The 17,752-nt window shown below is 43.5% G+C and carries 8 protein-coding genes, 1 tRNA gene, 2 rRNA genes and 3 pseudogenes; 1 reads left to right on the top strand and 13 read right to left on the bottom strand.

Annotated elements, in window-relative coordinates; translation table 11 throughout:
* Nucleotides 1-23: 23 nt before the first annotated feature.
* From STRCR_RS02320 to STRCR_RS02310, 3 genes are all read right to left on the bottom strand, one after another.
* A 23S ribosomal RNA gene (locus STRCR_RS02320) occupies nt 24-2,929 on the bottom strand.
* A gap of 354 nt (nt 2,930-3,283) precedes the next feature.
* Nucleotides 3,284-3,356: transfer RNA gene (locus STRCR_RS02315), tRNA-Ala, on the bottom strand.
* Nucleotides 3,357-3,558: 202 nt separating this feature from the next.
* A 16S ribosomal RNA gene (locus STRCR_RS02310) occupies nt 3,559-5,115 on the bottom strand.
* The 16S and 23S rRNA genes sit together here with 1 tRNA gene alongside, the layout of an rRNA operon.
* Nucleotides 5,116-5,432: 317 nt before the next feature.
* Between STRCR_RS02310 and STRCR_RS02305 the strand changes: the two genes are divergently transcribed.
* Nucleotides 5,433-6,806 carry an NAD-dependent succinate-semialdehyde dehydrogenase gene (locus STRCR_RS02305; protein ID WP_004228228.1) on the top strand — a complete coding sequence of 458 codons (1,374 nt, stop codon included), beginning with the start codon at nt 5,433-5,435 and terminating at the stop codon, nt 6,804-6,806.
* A gap of 101 nt (nt 6,807-6,907) precedes the next feature.
* Here STRCR_RS02305 and purB read toward each other — a convergent pair whose 3' ends face one another.
* From purB to purD, 10 genes and pseudogenes are all read right to left on the bottom strand, one after another.
* Nucleotides 6,908-8,206 carry an adenylosuccinate lyase gene (gene purB / locus STRCR_RS02300; protein ID WP_004228680.1) on the bottom strand — a complete coding sequence of 433 codons (1,299 nt, stop codon included), beginning with the start codon at nt 8,204-8,206 and terminating at the stop codon, nt 6,908-6,910.
* 14 nt (nt 8,207-8,220) lie between these two features.
* Nucleotides 8,221-9,957: an Abi family protein gene (locus STRCR_RS02295; RefSeq protein ID WP_004230079.1), complete on the bottom strand. Its 1,737-nt coding sequence runs from the start codon at nt 9,955-9,957 to the stop codon at nt 8,221-8,223.
* Between the two features lie 150 nt (nt 9,958-10,107).
* Nucleotides 10,108-10,194 (bottom strand): annotated as a pseudogene (locus tag STRCR_RS12170) (hypothetical protein); the annotation flags it as partial.
* 33 nt (nt 10,195-10,227) lie between these two features.
* A pseudogene (locus tag STRCR_RS02290) lies at nt 10,228-10,839 on the bottom strand (CPBP family intramembrane glutamic endopeptidase).
* Between the two features lie 67 nt (nt 10,840-10,906).
* The gene (locus STRCR_RS02285) at nt 10,907-11,599 is read right to left on the bottom strand and encodes an aspartate/glutamate racemase family protein (RefSeq protein WP_004225868.1); all 693 of its coding nucleotides are present in this window, start codon (nt 11,597-11,599) and stop codon (nt 10,907-10,909) included.
* Between the two features lie 15 nt (nt 11,600-11,614).
* A complete protein-coding gene (locus tag STRCR_RS02280; protein WP_004227721.1) occupies nt 11,615-13,324 on the bottom strand; it encodes an Abi family protein in 1,710 nt (569 codons plus the stop codon).
* Nucleotides 13,325-14,416 (bottom strand): 5-(carboxyamino)imidazole ribonucleotide synthase, encoded by a 1,092-nt coding sequence (gene purK / locus STRCR_RS02275; RefSeq protein ID WP_004226714.1) that lies wholly within the window; start codon nt 14,414-14,416, stop codon nt 13,325-13,327. It abuts the gene before it with no gap.
* Nucleotides 14,403-14,891: a 5-(carboxyamino)imidazole ribonucleotide mutase gene (gene purE / locus STRCR_RS02270; protein WP_004226150.1), complete on the bottom strand. Its 489-nt coding sequence runs from the start codon at nt 14,889-14,891 to the stop codon at nt 14,403-14,405. The genes purK and purE overlap by 14 nt, the downstream gene beginning before the upstream one ends.
* 289 nt (nt 14,892-15,180) lie before the next feature.
* A pseudogene (locus STRCR_RS02265) lies at nt 15,181-16,361 on the bottom strand (ATP-grasp domain-containing protein).
* A 59-nt stretch (nt 16,362-16,420) separates the two neighbouring features.
* Entirely contained in the window at nt 16,421-17,680 is a 1,260-nt protein-coding gene (gene purD / locus STRCR_RS02260; protein ID WP_004226173.1) for a phosphoribosylamine--glycine ligase, read from the bottom strand.
* Nucleotides 17,681-17,752 lie beyond the last annotated feature (72 nt).

Raw genomic sequence — 17,752 nt, 5'->3', positions numbered from 1 at the left:
TCAACCTCTCGCTGTCAATACCTTTGGATAAGTCCTCGAGCGATTAGTATTGGTCCGCTTCACATGTCACCATGCTTCCACTCCCAACCTATCTACCTGATCGTCTCTCAGGGCTCTTACTGATATAAAATCATGGGAAATCTCATCTTGAGGGGGGCTTCACACTTAGATGCTTTCAGCGTTTATCCCCTCCCTACATAGCTACCCAGCAATGCTCTTGGCAGAACAACTGGTACACCAGCGGTAAGTCCACTCTGGTCCTCTCGTACTAGGAGCAGATCCTCTCAAATTTCCTTCGCCCGCGACGGATAGGGACCGAACTGTCTCACGACGTTCTGAACCCAGTCTCGCGTGCCGCTTTAATGGGCGAACAGTCCCAACCCTTGGGACCGACTACAGCCCCAGGATGCGACGAGCCGACATCGAGGTGCCAAACCTCCCCGTCGATGTGAACTCTTGGGGGAGATAAGCCTGTTATCCCCAGGGTAGCTTTTATCCGTTGAGCGATGGCCCTTCCATGCGGAACCACCGGATCACTAAGCCCGACTTTCGTCCCTGCTCGAGTTGTCGCTCTCGCAGTCAAGCTCCCTTATACCTTTACACTCTGCGATTGATTTCCAACCAATCTGAGGGAACCTTTGGGCGCCTCCGTTACCTTTTTAGGAGGCGACCGCCCCAGTCAAACTGCCCGTCAGACACTGTCTCCATTGACGTTTAGCCAATCGGGTTAGAGTAGCCATAACACAAGGGTAGTATCCCAACAGCGCCTCTGCCGAAACTAGCGTCCCGGCTTCTATGGCTCCTACCTATCCTGTACATGTGGTACAGATACTCAATATCAAACTGCAGTAAAGCTCCATGGGGTCTTTCCGTCCTGTCGCGGGTAACCTGCATCTTCACAGGTACTAAAATTTCACCGAGTCTCTCGTTGAGACAGTGCCCAAATCATTACGCCTTTCGTGCGGGTCGGAACTTACCCGACAAGGAATTTCGCTACCTTAGGACCGTTATAGTTACGGCCGCCGTTTACTGGGGCTTCAATTCATACCTTCGCGTTACCGCTAAGCACTCCTCTTAACCTTCCAGCACCGGGCAGGCGTCACCCCCTATACTTCATCTTGCGATTTCGCAGAGAGCTGTGTTTTTGATAAACAGTTGCTTGGGCCTTTTCACTGCGGCTGACTTTAAGCCAGCGCCCCTTCTCCCGAAGTTACGGGGCCATTTTGCCGAGTTCCTTAACGAGAGTTCGCTCGCTCACCTGAGGCTACTCGCCTCGACTACCTGTGTCGGTTTGCGGTACGGGTAGAGTATACATTAACGCTAGAAGCTTTTCTTGGCAGCGTGACATCACTCACTTCACTACTAAACTTCGCTCCCCTTCACAGCTCAACGTTACAGAACTAAGCATTTAACTCAGTTCACGCCTCACTGCTTGGCCAGACACGTCCAATCGTCTGGTTGAGTTAGCCTTCTGCGTCCCTCCTTCACTCTATACTCTAGTACAGGACTATCAACCTGTTGCCCATCGGATACACCTGTCGGTCTCTCCTTAGGTCCCGACTAACCCAGGGCGGACGAGCCTTCCCCTGGAAACCTTAGTCTTACGGTGGACAGGATTCTCACCTGTCTTGCGCTACTCATACCGGCATTCTCACTTCTATGCACTCCAGCACTCCTCACGGTATGCCTTCATCACACATAGAACGCTCTCCTACCATCCCTTTCGGAATCCACAGCTTCGGTAAATTGTTTTAGCCCCGGTACATTTTCGGCGCAGGGTCACTCGACTAGTGAGCTATTACGCACTCTTTGAATGAATAGCTGCTTCTAAGCTAACATCCTAGTTGTCTGTGCAACCCCACTATCCTTTTCCACTTAACAATTATTTGGGGACCTTAGCTGGTGGTCTGGGCTGTTTCCCTTTCGACTACGGATCTTAGCACTCGCAGTCTGACTGCCGACCATAAATACTTGGCATTCGGAGTTTATCTGAGATTGGTAATCCGGGATGGACCCCCTCACCCAAACAGTGCTCTACCTCCAAGATTCTCAATGTCGACGCTAGCCCTAAAGCTATTTCGGAGAGAACCAGCTATCTCCAAGTTCGTTTGGAATTTCTCCGCTACCCACAAGTCATCCAAGCACTTTTCAACGTACTCTGGTTCGGGCCTCCAGTGAGTCTTACCTCACCTTCACCCTGCTCATGGGTAGGTCACCTGGTTTCGGGTCTACATCATTGTACTCACTCGCCCTATTCAGACTCGGTTTCCCTACGGCTCCGTCTCTTCAACTTAACCTCGCACAATAACGTAACTCGCCGGTTCATTCTACAAAAGGCACGCTCTCACCCATTAACGGGCTCGAACTTCTTGTAGGCACACGGTTTCAGGTTCTCTTTCACTCCCCTTCCGGGGTGCTTTTCACCTTTCCCTCACGGTACTGGTTCACTATCGGTCACTAGGGAGTATTTAGGGTTGGGAGATGGGCCTCCCAGTTTCCGACGAGATTCCTCGTGTCTCGCCGTACTCAGGATCCTGCTAGGCTTATAAACGATTTCAAATACGAGGCTGTTACTCTCTTTGGCGACCCTTCCCAGAGTCTTCTTCTATCATCTATAAGTCCTCATTGCAGTCCTACAACCCCAGAATGTAAACATCCTGGTTTGCCCTCTTGCCCTTTCGCTCGCCGCTACTCAGGCAATCGCTTTTGCTTTCTCTTCCTGCAGCTACTGAGATGTTTCAGTTCACCGCGTCTTCCCTCAACTAATCTTAACAATTAGTGATGACAACCTGTAGTTGCCGGGTTCCCCCATTCGGATATCTCTGGATCTCTGCTTACTTACAGCTCCCCAAAGCATTTCGTCGTTAATCACGTCCTTCATCGGCTCCTAGTGCCAAGGCATCCACCGTGCGCCCTTATTAACTTAACCTTATTAATTAACTCATTAAATATTTACAGCGTTTCGGTTTATTTTCTTGTTACTATTTGATAGATATTCAATTGTCAATGGACAAGTGCATGATATCAAGATCCGGTGCGACCTGTCGCAAAACTTGCGTAGAATAAGGAGACAACCAACGACGTGTCGCTAAGACACTAGGTGGTTTTGACTTATTCCTAGAAAGTTTAGGATCGTATTCTAATATCAGCTTATCTAGTTGAACACGAGATTAATTTCTTAGGAAAAAAGATAAATCTCCTTGTGTGCAAGACACACTGCGTCGATTTCCTATTTTTCTACAGAAATTTCGGCAAGCCGAACATCTCTTTGTATCCTAGATAATGGAGCCTAGCGGGATCGAACCGCTGACCTCCTGCGTGCAAAGCAGGCGCTCTCCCAGCTGAGCTAAGGCCCCACAAAACCTCTGAAAACTAAATAGACACTCCCCAAAACGTGCTTCCGTAGCTAAATAAGGGTACCATTAACCTTATCGGCTAAATTGTACTCGGGCTAAAAGCTTGTGATTTAGATAAACCACCTTGTATGCAAGCATACTGCCTTGGTTTCCTAAAATCAAGTCGCTTTTAAACGCCCTCCGTTACTTAGTTTTTCCTTAGAAAGGAGGTGATCCAGCCGCACCTTCCGATACGGCTACCTTGTTACGACTTCACCCCAATCATCCGTCCCACCTTAGGCGGCTGGCTCCCGAAGGTTACCTCACCGACTTTGGGTGTTACAAACTCTCGTGGTGTGACGGGCGGTGTGTACAAGGCCCGGGAACGTATTCACCGCGGCGTGCTGATCCGCGATTACTAGCGATTCCGACTTCATGGAGGCGAGTTGCAGCCTCCAATCCGAACTGAGATTGGCTTTCAGAGATTAGCTTGCCGTCACCGGCTTGCGACTCGTTGTACCAACCATTGTAGCACGTGTGTAGCCCAGGTCATAAGGGGCATGATGATTTGACGTCATCCCCACCTTCCTCCGGTTTATTACCGGCAGTCTCGCTAGAGTGCCCAACTCAATGATGGCAACTAACAATAAGGGTTGCGCTCGTTGCGGGACTTAACCCAACATCTCACGACACGAGCTGACGACAACCATGCACCACCTGTCACCGATGTACCGAAGTAACTCCCTATCTCTAGGGATGGCATCGGGATGTCAAGACCTGGTAAGGTTCTTCGCGTTGCTTCGAATTAAACCACATGCTCCACCGCTTGTGCGGGCCCCCGTCAATTCCTTTGAGTTTCAACCTTGCGGTCGTACTCCCCAGGCGGAGTGCTTAATGCGTTAGCTCCGGCACTGAGTCCCGGAAAGGACCCAACACCTAGCACTCAGCGTTTACGGCGTGGACTACCAGGGTATCTAATCCTGTTCGCTACCCACGCTTTCGAGCCTCAGCGTCAGTTACAGACCAGAGAGCCGCTTTCGCCACCGGTGTTCCTCCATATATCTACGCATTTCACCGCTACACATGGAATTCCACTCTCCCCTTCTGCACTCAAGTTTAACAGTTTCCAAAGCAAACATTGGTTGAGCCAATGCCTTTAACTTCAGACTTACTAAACCGCCTGCGCTCGCTTTACGCCCAATAAATCCGGACAACGCTCGGGACCTACGTATTACCGCGGCTGCTGGCACGTAGTTAGCCGTCCCTTTCTGGTAAGATACCGTCACTTGAGTAACTTTCCACTCTACTCAACGTTCTTCTCTTACAACAGAGCTTTACGATCCGAAAACCTTCTTCACTCACGCGGCGTTGCTCGGTCAGGGTTCCCCCCATTGCCGAAGATTCCCTACTGCTGCCTCCCGTAGGAGTCTGGGCCGTGTCTCAGTCCCAGTGTGGCCGTTCACCCTCTCAGGTCGGCTATGTATCGCAGCCTAGGTAGGCCTTTACCCTACCTACTAGCTAATACAACGCAGGTCCATCTGATAGTGGTGCCATTGCACCTTTCAAGTCATTAACATGAGTTAATCACTATTATGCGGTATTAGCTATCGTTTCCAATAGTTATCCCCCGCTACCAGGCAGGTTACCTACGCGTTACTCACCCGTTCGCGACTCTTCTTCCTTGTGAGTGCAAGCACTCGGTAAAAAAGAAGCGTTCCACTTGCATGTATTAGGCACGCCGCCAGCGTTCGTCCTGAGCCAGGATCAAACTCTCATTAATGCTAGTTTGTCCGGCTAAGCACTCTGGCTTATCCGTTTATTGTTCCTTGACAGGTTAATCTCTTAACCCGCACGTCTTGGTTCGTCTCTATTCAGTTCTCAAAGGTCTTGTCCCCTGTCGAGGACAGCTCCTTTATTCTAGCAAACACCTACCGCTCTGTCAATACTTTTTTATTAAATTTTTTTATTTTAAAAAGTAGTGCTAGGCTAAAACTTACCGTTCTTAGGATTTGCTCTCTTAAGATCTTTTATGGCAAATCCTTGAAAACGGTTTCTCGGGTGATATAATAAATATATATCATAAAAGGAGGAAGCATTATGGCTTATAAAACTACCTACCCTTACACTGACGAGGTTTTAAAATCCTACAACAATGTCACAGATCAAGACATCGAAAATGCCCTAGCTGCAGGTCACGCCCTCTATAAAACTTGGCGCGAAAACGATCAGCTACACGAACGCAAAGCTATCTTGCATAAAGTAGCCGATCTTTTGCGGCGAGACCGCGATAAATATGCTGAAATTATGACCAAGGACATGGGTAAGCTCTTTGTTGAAGCCCAAGGAGAAGTGGACCTCTGTGCAGCTATTGCTGATTATTATGCTGACAAAGCGGAAGAATTCTTGAAACCACAGCCTCTGGAAACTGATACGGGTGATGCCTACTATATTAAACAGGCCACTGGGGTACTTTTAGCTGTTGAACCTTGGAACTTCCCCTTTTATCAAGTCATGCGAGTCTTTGCACCTAATTTCATGGTAGGAAACACCATGGTACTCAAACATGCATCCATCTGTCCAGGCTCTGGCCAAGCTTTTGAAGACTTGGTTAATGAAGCAGGCGCTCCTCAAGGCTCTTTCAAGAATCTTTTTGCTAGCTATTCACAAGTTTCCGATATTATTGCCGACCCTCGGGTGACTGGGGTTTGCTTGACTGGTTCCGAACGGGGAGGTGCCTCCATCGCTGCTGAAGCCGGGAAGAACTTGAAGAAATCTTCTATGGAATTGGGAGGTAATGATGCCTTTATTATCTTAGATGACGCTAACTGGGATGACCTCAAGGCTCTCCTGCCTGATGTCCGCCTCTATAATGCCGGTCAAGTCTGCACCTCATCTAAACGCTTCATCGTTTTAGAAAAAGATTATGATAAATTCGTGAACATGCTAGTTGAAGCCTTCAAAACAGCTAAGTGGGGTGACCCGATGCAAGCCGACACGACACTGGCTCCTCTATCATCAGCTTCCGCCAAGGAAGAAGTCTTAGATCAAATTAAACTAGCCGTCGACAATGGTGCTAAGGTCGCCTTTGGTAACCAGCCGATTGATCACCCTGGTTACTTTGTCATGCCAACCATTTTGACAGATATCACCAAAGAAAACCCTATCTATAATCAAGAAATTTTCGGTCCTGTTGCCTCGGTTTACAAGGTAGCTACCGAAGAGGAAGCCATTGCTTTAGCCAATGATTCCAGCTACGGTCTCGGCGGTACGGTATTTTCTAGCAATCCTGAACATGCAGAAAGCGTTGCTGCTAAGGTCGAAACTGGTATGTCCTTTATCAATTCTGGCTGGGCTTCTCTGCCTGAACTGCCATTTGGCGGTATTAAAAATTCTGGTTACGGTCGTGAGCTGAGTGAGCTTGGTTTTGATACCTTCACTAATGAACACCTCATTTATACACCAAAGAAATAAATTGTCATTATCCTTAACCGGCCGATTGCCTTGATGTCAAGGGATTACAGCTATTAAAAGAGAGATTGAAAATCCAATCTCTCTTTTGTTTTCTTCTATGATTAATCTTCTAGACCGATACGTTTGAAAATCTCATCCACACGTTTGGTGTAGTAAGCTGGATTGAAGATGTCGTCGATTTCTTCTTGGCTCAGGCGGGAAGTAACCTCCGAATCTGCTTCAAGTAATGGTTTGAAGTCAACCTGGTTATCCCAAGACTGGGCAGTCTTAGGCTGGACAAGGTCGTAAGCCTCTTCACGGGTCATGCCTTTTTCGATCAAAGCTAGCATGGCACGCTGGCTAAAGATGAGGCCAAAGGTCGATCCCATATTGCGTTTCATATTTTCTGGAAAGACCGTCAGGTTCTTGACGATATTGCCAAAACGGTTGAGCATGTAGTCAATGAGAATGGTCGTGTCAGGTGCGATGATGCGCTCAGCCGAGGAGTGCGAAATATCACGTTCATGCCAGAGGGACACATTTTCATAGGCCGTCACCATGTGACCGCGGATGACACGCGCAAGTCCCGTCATATTTTCAGAGCCGATCGGGTTGCGCTTATGGGGCATGGCAGAGCTGCCCTTTTGGCCCTTGGCAAAGAATTCTTCCACTTCGCGCTGTTCAGACTTTTGCAGACCGCGAATTTCCGTTGCCATGCGCTCGATTGAGGTGGCAATACTAGCCAGCACTGCAAAGTATTCTGCATGCAGGTCACGCGGCAAAACTTGGGTTGAGATTTCCTGAGCACGGATACCTAATTTGTCGCAGACATATTTTTCCACAAAAGGCGGAATATTGGCAAAATTACCAACAGCACCAGAGATTTTTCCAGCCTCAACACCAGCGGCAGCATGCTCAAAACGCTCAATATTGCGCTTCATTTCGCTGTACCAAGTCGCCAGCTTAAGACCAAAAGTCGTTGGCTCCGCATGGACACCGTGGGTACGGCCCATCATGATGGTGAACTTGTGCTCCTTAGCCTTATCAGCGATGATAGCCAAGAAATTGTCCAAATCCTTGCGGATAATAGCATTAGCCTGCTTGTAGAGGTAGCCGTAAGCCGTGTCCACTACATCTGTCGAGGTCAAGCCAAAGTGCACCCACTTGCGCTCCTCACCCAATGTCTCAGAAACCGCGCGGGTAAAGGCCACCACATCGTGACGGGTCTTTTGCTCAATCTCCAAAATGCGGTCGATATCAAAATCCGCCTTCTCACGAATCTTGGCTACATCTTCCTTAGGAATCTCACCCAGCTCAGCCCAAGCCTCATCAGCGAGGATTTCCACCTCCAACCAAGCACGGTACTTGTTTTCTTCACTCCAAATGTTCGCCATCTCAGGGCGTGAATAACGGTTGATCATTTTGAATGTCTCCTTTAATTAAATAAATCTAAAATATCCAAAAAGAGAATTTTTATATTTTTGAATTCTTCAATTTTTAATAGTTGTTCAATTCCTTCATTGTAATCTATTTCTAAATTTGAATCGAACATTCTCATTAATGTTTCCCTAGCATTAGAAGCTTCCATAAAGAAAATCCCAAATTTATCTCGAATTTCCTTTGATTCTGACCACTGCGATGGAGCCTCATTATCTCTTTTAAGGGGTTTAGTTGCAATATCCATACACATATCTAAATGCCACTTCGCATTCTCACTTAAATTAATACGAATTTGCTTGCCTTCCCCGTATAAAATATTATAAATTGTGTCTCCATCCTCACCTCTATATTCATAGCCATGTTCTTTGACATAATCAAACATATTAATTGCTTGAGGAATGAGTATATTTAAAATATTTTGTTTATCCTCTTTGTCAAGTTGAGGATGAGTATTAACGCAGTCAATTACTTTATGGAAATTGACATTCTTTGGAGCATTGCCAAATAGTACCCTTAATTCATTTTTAAACTTTTCCTTTGAATCTTTACCTTCCGTTAAATAGCAGACCATAAAATAAAAATATACAAATGAACGGAGAGTCTGGTTATTTAATAATTTCTGAGTCCAAAAAACTGCAATTTGTTGAGGACTTGTTACTTGTCCTTTCAATATCAATTTAATTGGAGAACGAACTAAATGAAAAACACTTGTTTTCTTACTGGTATCTATATAAAATGGATCTCCTCCAAAAATATGTGAATTTTCTTCTAACAAATAATTAGGATTGCTTTTTTCATCAAGAATTGCGGATAAAAATGAATTTCCATGTGCAGAAATATTACGAACTAATTTTAATTCTGAAAGATAGTCTCTTACTTTCTCCCAGTCAGTGTTTCCGCCATTTGTAAAATCAGGATACTCAGCAGTGATAAAATCAATAAAATCTAGTAAGTCTCCAACTGTAAATTGATCCATCAACATATCAATTGGTGCAGATTCTAATTTTGGAATTTCATCAGTTGTTACATCATATTGAAGACGGAGATCCCCAATATCTCTTAATAAGTAATTTTTACGTAAATTTTTAAGCGAGTTTTTAATTAAATTTTTAAAATTGTTATCACCGCTAGAGTCAAGCTTAATAAATAAGTCACTCTCTGTAATACCCAACTCTGAGGCTCTATCTTCAATCCTAGATTTTACATCATTTTCAATAAAGAGCACCCATTTCATGATAAATTCTTTAAACATTAAGTCATAGTCAATGATAGCTTTGAAATCAGAGATTGTAATTGGTTCTTCAATAACGTTAGATAATACAGAAATCTCATTAAATGTAGAATATCTAAAATTATTCAACTTTAAAAATTCCAAGAAAGATGATTCATTAGTCAAATTAGGAGAAGGAGTTAGTTTGGAATTTAATATCTGATAAAAATCTAGATCACTAGTCTCTTGTTCCTCCTCTGTCTGATCAGTAATACAAACATTTTTAGCAAATTGTACAGACTGTCCTCTAACTAGCAAATCATTTCCTGACCCAGTAGCTGACCGGCGTTGAAATGAAAAGCTGACTTTAAAACCAACTCTATATTGGGATAAGTCACTGGAAAAAAACGGAATATTCCTTTTAACCTTATAAGTCTCATTTTCAATGTATCGCACTTCATCAAAAGTTATAATACCGTAATATGTTGATAACTTACTTATGGTTCCCTCTAAATTATCCATATATTTCTTATTCTCCTACTTATACTGTTGTATCACATTGACCTACACAGATTCACCAAAAGTTACTTTTTCCTAGTTGATACGACCTTACACTCTCAACTATTTCAGTATAAAATTGGACAAAGAATCTATTACAATTTCCATGATATCCTAGAAATCCATCCCTTCCCCAAACTCTCTCACACTATCCGGTTCATCACTAAGCACCGTGATGTGCCCCATTTTGCGGTTACGTTTCCCACAACAGTCATATTTAACATCTAGCTTCTACTAAATTACCATAAACGCAGCACATAGGCCTGAAAAAATATTAGCTGCCGCATGGATAACCCAGCTTGGAATAATGGAACCTTGGCCCTTTTGTTCATTGATATAGCCCATTCCATAAGCAATGATAAATGTGAACACTGTTATCATGATTGTAGAACCAATATCTACCGCTTTAAAAAATATGAGACCATGTACTAAAGCAAAACACAAGGACTGAATGCTATTAGCCAAGGGAAAGGCCAGTTTTTGCATAAGGCGTTTCAATAAGAATCCTCTAAAGAACAATTCTTCCGGCAAAGCGGTATTAAATATCCCATAAATGAGAATAGCGGGTAACACTTTAAAACCACCACCTCGAAAAACGGTTGTGGCCGTTGATGTTCCCTTTAAGCGGAATAAAACAAAAAGAGAAAGGAGCAAAAATCATACTGTCATCATCAGTAGAGGCACAAATACTTGTTTAAAATCATGTTTACTGACTTTCTTAAAACCCAGCCATTCTAAAAAAGTAGAGTGTTTTCTTTCTGTAGCAAACCAATAAATAAATGGAATAGTAGCAAATATTACTATTTCTAAAAGGCTGCTGATGACTTTTGAGATGAATAGTTCCATGTGTTAACCTCCTGATACCTATCATACCATTTCAGCATCTGCTGTCAAAATGGTCACCCGTCCTAATCTACTCATTTACCGCCAATTGTGCGGCTTTCTCTGCATGGATAGCTGTTGTGTCATAGAGAGGGAGCTCTGTATCTGCTTGTTTAACCAAGAGACCAATCTCTGTGCAGCCTAGGATAACGGCTTGGGCGCCAGCATTTTTCAAATCATCAATGATGGCAAGGTAGGTTTGCTTGGAACTGTCTTTAATGTCTCCCAGACAAAGCTCATCATAGATGATTCGGTTGACCTCGGCAATGCCGGTTTGGTCTGGAATCAACACCTCAAGCCCTGCTTCAAGCAGTTTGTCCTTGTAAAAATCTTGAGTCATGGTGTACTTGGTGCCCAAGAGACCCACTTTTTGAATGCCATTTTCAAGCAAAGTCTCGGCAGTCGCCTGCGCAATGTGCAGAATCGGAATGGTAATTTTTTCCTGAATCTGCGGAGCCACCTTGTGCATGGTGTTGGTGCAGATGACAATGAAATCAGCACCAGCCTGCTCCAGCTTCTGAGCAATTTGGCTCAGTACTTCCGCACTCTTAGCCCAGTCGCCGCTGGCTTGATAGTGCTCAATCTCCGCAAAATCAACACTGTAAAGCAGAATCTTAGCCGAATGCAGACCGCCAAGCTCTTTCTTAATTGTTTCGTTGATGAGCTGATAATAAGTCGTTGTGCTCTCCCAGCTCATACCGCCGATAAGACCGATTGTTTTCATTTTTGTTCTTCTTTCTTATGAAAAAATATCTAATATATCTAAGAATAGAATTTTCAAGTTATTGAAATCTTTTATTTTTAACAACTGTTTAATACCTTCATCAATCTCAATCACTAAATTTGAATCCAACATCTTAACCAACAATTCTCTCGCTCCATACGGTTTGAAAAAATCTCCAAATTTTTCTCGTATCTCTTGACACTCTGGCAATTTCCAAGTTTCCTTTTCATCAGGATATTTTTTAGCAATATCAATAATCATATCTGAATACCACTTGTCACTTAAATTAATTCGTACAGTCTGATTATTGTAAGCAATCTCATACACAGTGTCGCCAACTACACCATCATATTCATACTGATGCTCTTTTACGTAGTCAAACATATTAATTGCTTGAGGTATTAAAATTGTCAATATATTTTCTCTGTCTTTTTCATCAAGATTTGGATTATTTTTTACGTTTTCAACAACTCTTTCAAAATTTACTTTATTAGGTGTCTCTCCAAAGAGTTCTCTTAATTCGTTTTTAAATTCTTTTTTAGCGCATGTAGCATCTGTTAAATAACAAACCATAAAATAAAAATAGAAGAAAGAACGTAAAGTTTGATTATTCAACAATTTCTGAGTCCATAAAACTGCAAATTGTTGAGGACTAGAAATATGACCTTTAGAGGTTAATTTTATAGGGGAACGGACTAAATTAAAAATACTGTAAGTCTTACTCCTATCAATATAAAACGGATCTTCTCCAAAAATTTGTGCATTCTCTTCCAACAAGTAATTTGGATTATTCTTTTTGTCAAATGCAGCTGATAAGAATGAATTGCCATGAGCAGAAATATTACGAATCAGTTTTAGCTCCGAAAGGTAATCATAAACTTTTTCCCAATCAGTAGTATTATCATTACAAAAATCAGCATACTCATTCATTGTAAAGTGAATAAAATCCAATAACTCTTTAACAGTAAATTCATCCAATATCATGTCCAGAGGAGCAACTTGTAATTTTGGAACTTTATCAGTTACAGGTTCATAATGTAGCCTTAAATCCCCTGCATCTCTCAGTAAATATTTTTTTCGTATTTTTTTAAGAGTCTCTTTTATTAATTTCTTTGCATCCTTATTACTATCAAACTTAGTTATTAAATCAGAATTTGTAATATTCAACTCTGAAAATCTATTTTCAATCCTTCCCTTAATGTCATCCTCTACAAATAGTATCCATTTCATGATAAATTCTTTATATTTTCTATCATAATCTATCAAATTTTTAAACTCGGATATTGTAATTTGATTGTCGATAAGTTCTGCTAAAACTACTACCTCATTAAAAGCAGAATAACGAAGAGCATTAGTTTTTAAAAATTTAAATAATGATAGCTCGTCAGTTAAATCAGGAGAAGGATTAAATTTAGAATTCAAGAATTGATAAAAATTGAACTCTGCTTTGGATGTATTTTCTATAGTGTGTTTAGTGACATTAACATTAGTAGCGAACTGTACCTTTTGACTTCTAACTAATAGCGAACTATTCTCCTTTACATCTGAAGAAATCCAAAAACTAACTTTATCTCCAATGTTATATTGAGAAAAATCTTCCGTAAAAAACGGAATGTTTCTTTCAATTTCAATGACATCCTGATTTATTGTTCTTTTCTCTATAAAAGCGATGATGCCATAGTAAGATGATAAACTTTTAATTACTCCTGTATATAAATTATTCACTTAAAAATCCACTCCTTCCCCAAACTCCTCAACCTCATCCGGTTCATCACTAAACACCGTGACGTGTCCCATTTTGCGGTTGTGCTTGGCTTCTGATTTGCCATATAGGTGGAGGTGAGCGCTAGGTTTTTTGGAGACGTATTCTTCTGCTTGCTGGACGTGCTGGCCAAGGACGTTGAGCATGACGGCTGGAGCATGGAGATGGATTTGAGGAAGGGGTGCACCGAGCACGCCTAGGATATGGGTGTCAAATTGCGAAAAATCGCAGGCTTCGATGGAATAGTGCCCTGAGTTGTGAGGGCGCGGGGCGATTTCGTTGACAATGATATCATCGGCTGTCGCAAACATTTCCACGCAGAGGGTTCCTGAGAGATTGAGCTTCTCGGCAATTTGCACTGCCATGCTCTTGGCCTTTTCAGCCAGTTGATTTGAGATACGGGCTGGAACAATGGTTTTTGAGAGAATGTTGTTACGGTGGATATTTTCCTGAACAGGGAAAACCGTCACGTCCTTGCCATTGCCTGATATGATGACCGAGATTTCAAGATCAAAGTCCACAAACTCTTCCAAGACACACTCGGCAGCGTTAGCTAATTGGCTAGCGGCAGCTAAATCATCCTGTGATTTGATGACGACTTGACCGTGGCCATCGTAACCGCCTGTGGCCGTTTTCAAGACATAAGTCTTGCCCAAATCCAAATTCTCCAAGTCTAGGCTGGAAGTCACGACCTTATAAGGAGCGACCGCCACACCAGCCTTGTTGGCGAGGAAGTCTTTTTCAAAGATACGGTTTTGCGAAATGCGCAGCAGGTCAGTCCCCTGCGGCAGCTGACCGTCCTTGATGACCGCGTCCAGTCCGTCGGCATCGACATTCTCAAACTCATAGGTCAGCACATCGCAGCGCGCTGCCAATTCTCGTAAAGCATCCACATCGTCGTAAGATGCCACAATCATGTCAGACACGCGCGAAGCAGGACAGTCCGCCGTCGGATCCAGTGTCACCACCTTGTGGCCCATGTAAACCGCTGCAATAGCCATCATCTGCCCCAGCTGGCCGCCGCCAATAATACCAATGGTTTTAGTTGAGCTCATCTGTTGAAGCCTCCGCGATTTTTCCTTGTTCCTCTGCAAAATCTGCAAGCAGTTTCGCCAAGTCTTGGTCTTCAATGGCCAAGATACGTAGGGCAGTAAGAGCAGCATTAGTAGCTCCCGCTTCTCCAATGGCCATAGTTGCCACAGGTACGCCGCCCGGCATTTGCACGATAGAGTAAAGCGAGTCTAATCCTGAGAGGGCGCGTGATTTGACAGGCACACCGATAACAGGCAGCGTTGTTTTGGCTGCTACCATACCCGGCAAGTGCGCTGCACCGCCAGCACCTGCAATGATGACCTTGATGCCGCGGTCGCGTGCTTCTTGAGCGTGTTTGAACATGAGGTCTGGTGTGCGGTGAGCAGAGACCACTTTTTTCTCATAAGCCACACCGAATTTGTCCAAAACCTCGGCAGTTTTTTGCATGGTGGCCCAGTCGGATTTTGAGCCCATAATAATAGAAATAATTGGTTTCATAATAAGATACAAAGGGACGTTTCAGTTTACCGAAAATTTCCGTAGAAGTAAAATAATCCAGTGGATTATTTTAGCCTTGAGCCTTACAACCCAAATGCGAGAGGGAAAACTAACGACGACGCTTGCGTCTAGGCAGTTTTATCTTTTTTCCTAGGAAATTAGTCCCGTGTTCAGTTCCTTTCGTTTTTTATGTTATAGCGACTTTTGGTTATTTGCGAAAATCCCGTAGAAAAGAATAAGTAACCTAACGAAATGTTCCTTTTCCCTTTGAATAAATGGAATCTTTTACTCAAATATCTTTTAGAGTGGCTGCTTTTACACTGTAATGTTTAACAGTATTATTGACCAGTTTTGTGACACTTCCAGGATTTATCAATAATCGGATTGTAATAATGGCAAGAGGAATAAAACTCAAAAAGTCTTTCCAAGCTGGTGTTAACACCTCCTCACTATCACTTTTTAAAAGCCAGTGCCCTATGGTTTGTAACATCTTTCTCCTGCTCTTGGTTCTTTCAGCAGTGCCAATTATCAATGCCAACAAACTGTGTGTTTTTACTCCAGGCTTTCCTATACAGATATCAGGCTGAGAGCAGCTGCCCTTGCCTAATTCTATCATCATTTTCGGGAAATTAACCCCCGCTTTATAAGCATTCGCAGGTTCAACCATTCTGGGATTGCACTCTATATAATAAAACTGATGACGAGCACGTATAAAATCCAAAGTTAGACTGCCATGCCATTTTAAATACCTTCCTAACTTTTCAACATGTTTTTTCGTTATTTCAGATCCTATACTTAATCTAGCAGCAGCTGAACCGCCAGCACCAGATGCAATCTTTATACTTGAATGAACTGCAAGTAATTTCCCGTGATTAAATATTGCTTGAACTTGCCCATATTCTCCTTTTATATCTTGCTGAACCATCCATTTTTCATCATTGGCTAATAAAACGTTCGCAGCTCTTGCCAAATCTTCCTTACTTGTAATTTTATAAACCGAACGTCCAGCAGTGCCATAGTCTCCCTTTAACCAATAAGGATAAGGAAGTGAAATAAATTCTAGTTTTTCCACACGCTCCCATTTAGGAATCGGCAAATTTAACTGGTCTGAAATTTCAGCAAAAGCGATCTTCCCGGCTAACTTTTCAAATTGTTCCTTATCAGCAAGCGCTACTGGCAAACAAGTTGGTAAAAACTTCTTCCCACTCGCCAATAACCAGCCTTCTTCATGTGTTGGCAAAATAGCCACATAATTTTTTGATGAAACAGCTGATTAACTTGTTTCAAATAATCTACAGGAAAACGATTCACATCAACTGTCGGAATTCTATGAGTGAGTCGACTGAATCTTGCAATAGAAAACTTATCAGGAGACAAGACATCAACCTTGTAGCCCCCTTTTAGCAATACTGTTAGCGTCTCTCTTGAAGTTAAGCTAGAACCTTCTAAAAATAGCAGTCTATTTTTCATTTTTCAAACACCAAAATTTTATATTCAAGCCTCATGTCTCAATATTTAATACGCCTGAATTATAAAGCTTTGCTTCCGATGTCATGTCGGTAGAAAAGTCCGTCTGTGTTTTGTTTGGCGAGTTCCTTGTAAATTTTGTCCTGACAAGCTTTGACCGTGTCTGCTGTAGTGACTAGCATGTAGACACGTCCGCCGTTGGATAGCAGGGCTCTGCCATTTTCCGCAAACTTAGCCCCTGCATAGTAAGTGATGATATCGCCGTCGGTCTTAGCTGGCAGCTCCACACCCTTTTCATAGGCGAGGGGATAGCCGTTTGATGCGACAACCACGCCCAGAGTCACTCCCTTATCCAGCCAAGTCATGTGCGGTTCTTTACCCTCCAAAATATCCGTGATGTTCTGCGCAAAATCAGACGTCAAACGCGGCAGGATAGTCTGAGTCTCAGGATCGCCAAAGCGGGAGTTGAACTCGATGACCTTAGGACCATCAGCGGTCAGGATAAGCCCCGCGTAAAGCACGCCAAGATAAGGACGCCCTTCCCTAATCATGCCTTCAAGCACTGGCTTGACAATGCTGTCAACCGACTGGTCAATTACGCTTTGCGGTAGGTGGGGAACTGGTGCATAGGCCCCCATACCACCTGTATTTGGCCCCTTGTCGCCATCATAGGCACGCTTGTGATCCTGCGCCGCAGGCATGACGTAGAACTTATCCCCATTGACAAAGGCAAAGAGCGAGAACTCCTCACCGTCCAGAAATTCTTCGATAACCACACGCGCACCAGAATCGCCAAACTTATTGTCCAGCAGCATTTCATGCGCTGCTTCGACCGCTTGCTCCACGGTTTCAGCCACGACCACGCCCTTGCCCAGCGCCAAGCCGTCCGCCTTCACGACGATTGGTGCCCCCTGCTTTTCGATGTAGGCCTTGGCTTCCTCAAAGTCGGTAAATGTGCCATAGGCTGCAGTCGGAACACCGTATTTGGCCATGATCGACTTGGCAAAATCTTTGGACCACTCCAGCTCCGCTGCTAATCTGGTTGGACCAAAAGCTTCAAGCCCAGCCTGATTAAAATCATCAACGATCCCAGCCGCTAGCGCATCATCAGGACCGATAAAGGCCCAAGCGATATCATTGCTCTTTGCAAAATCAATCAGCTTGGAATGTTCGGAAATTCCAATATTAACCAAATTCAACCCATCAAGGGTCATGCCATCATTGCCGGGCGCCACAAAGACCTGCTCAACCTGCGGAGACTCCAACAATTTCTTCGCAATCGCATGCTCGCGACCGCCAGAGCCAACAACCAAAAGTTTCATAGCTAAGATACCTCAATATAAAGAAAACGTCTGGAAAAATTTCCAAAAACTGAGTTTATTTCGTAAAATACA

It is taken from the genome of Streptococcus criceti HS-6 (assembly GCF_000187975.2).
Taxonomy (GTDB): Bacteria; Bacillota; Bacilli; order Lactobacillales; family Streptococcaceae; genus Streptococcus; species Streptococcus criceti.
The sequence above is the reverse complement of the archived record's forward strand: the minus strand, read 5'-3'. Positions and strand labels throughout refer to the sequence as shown.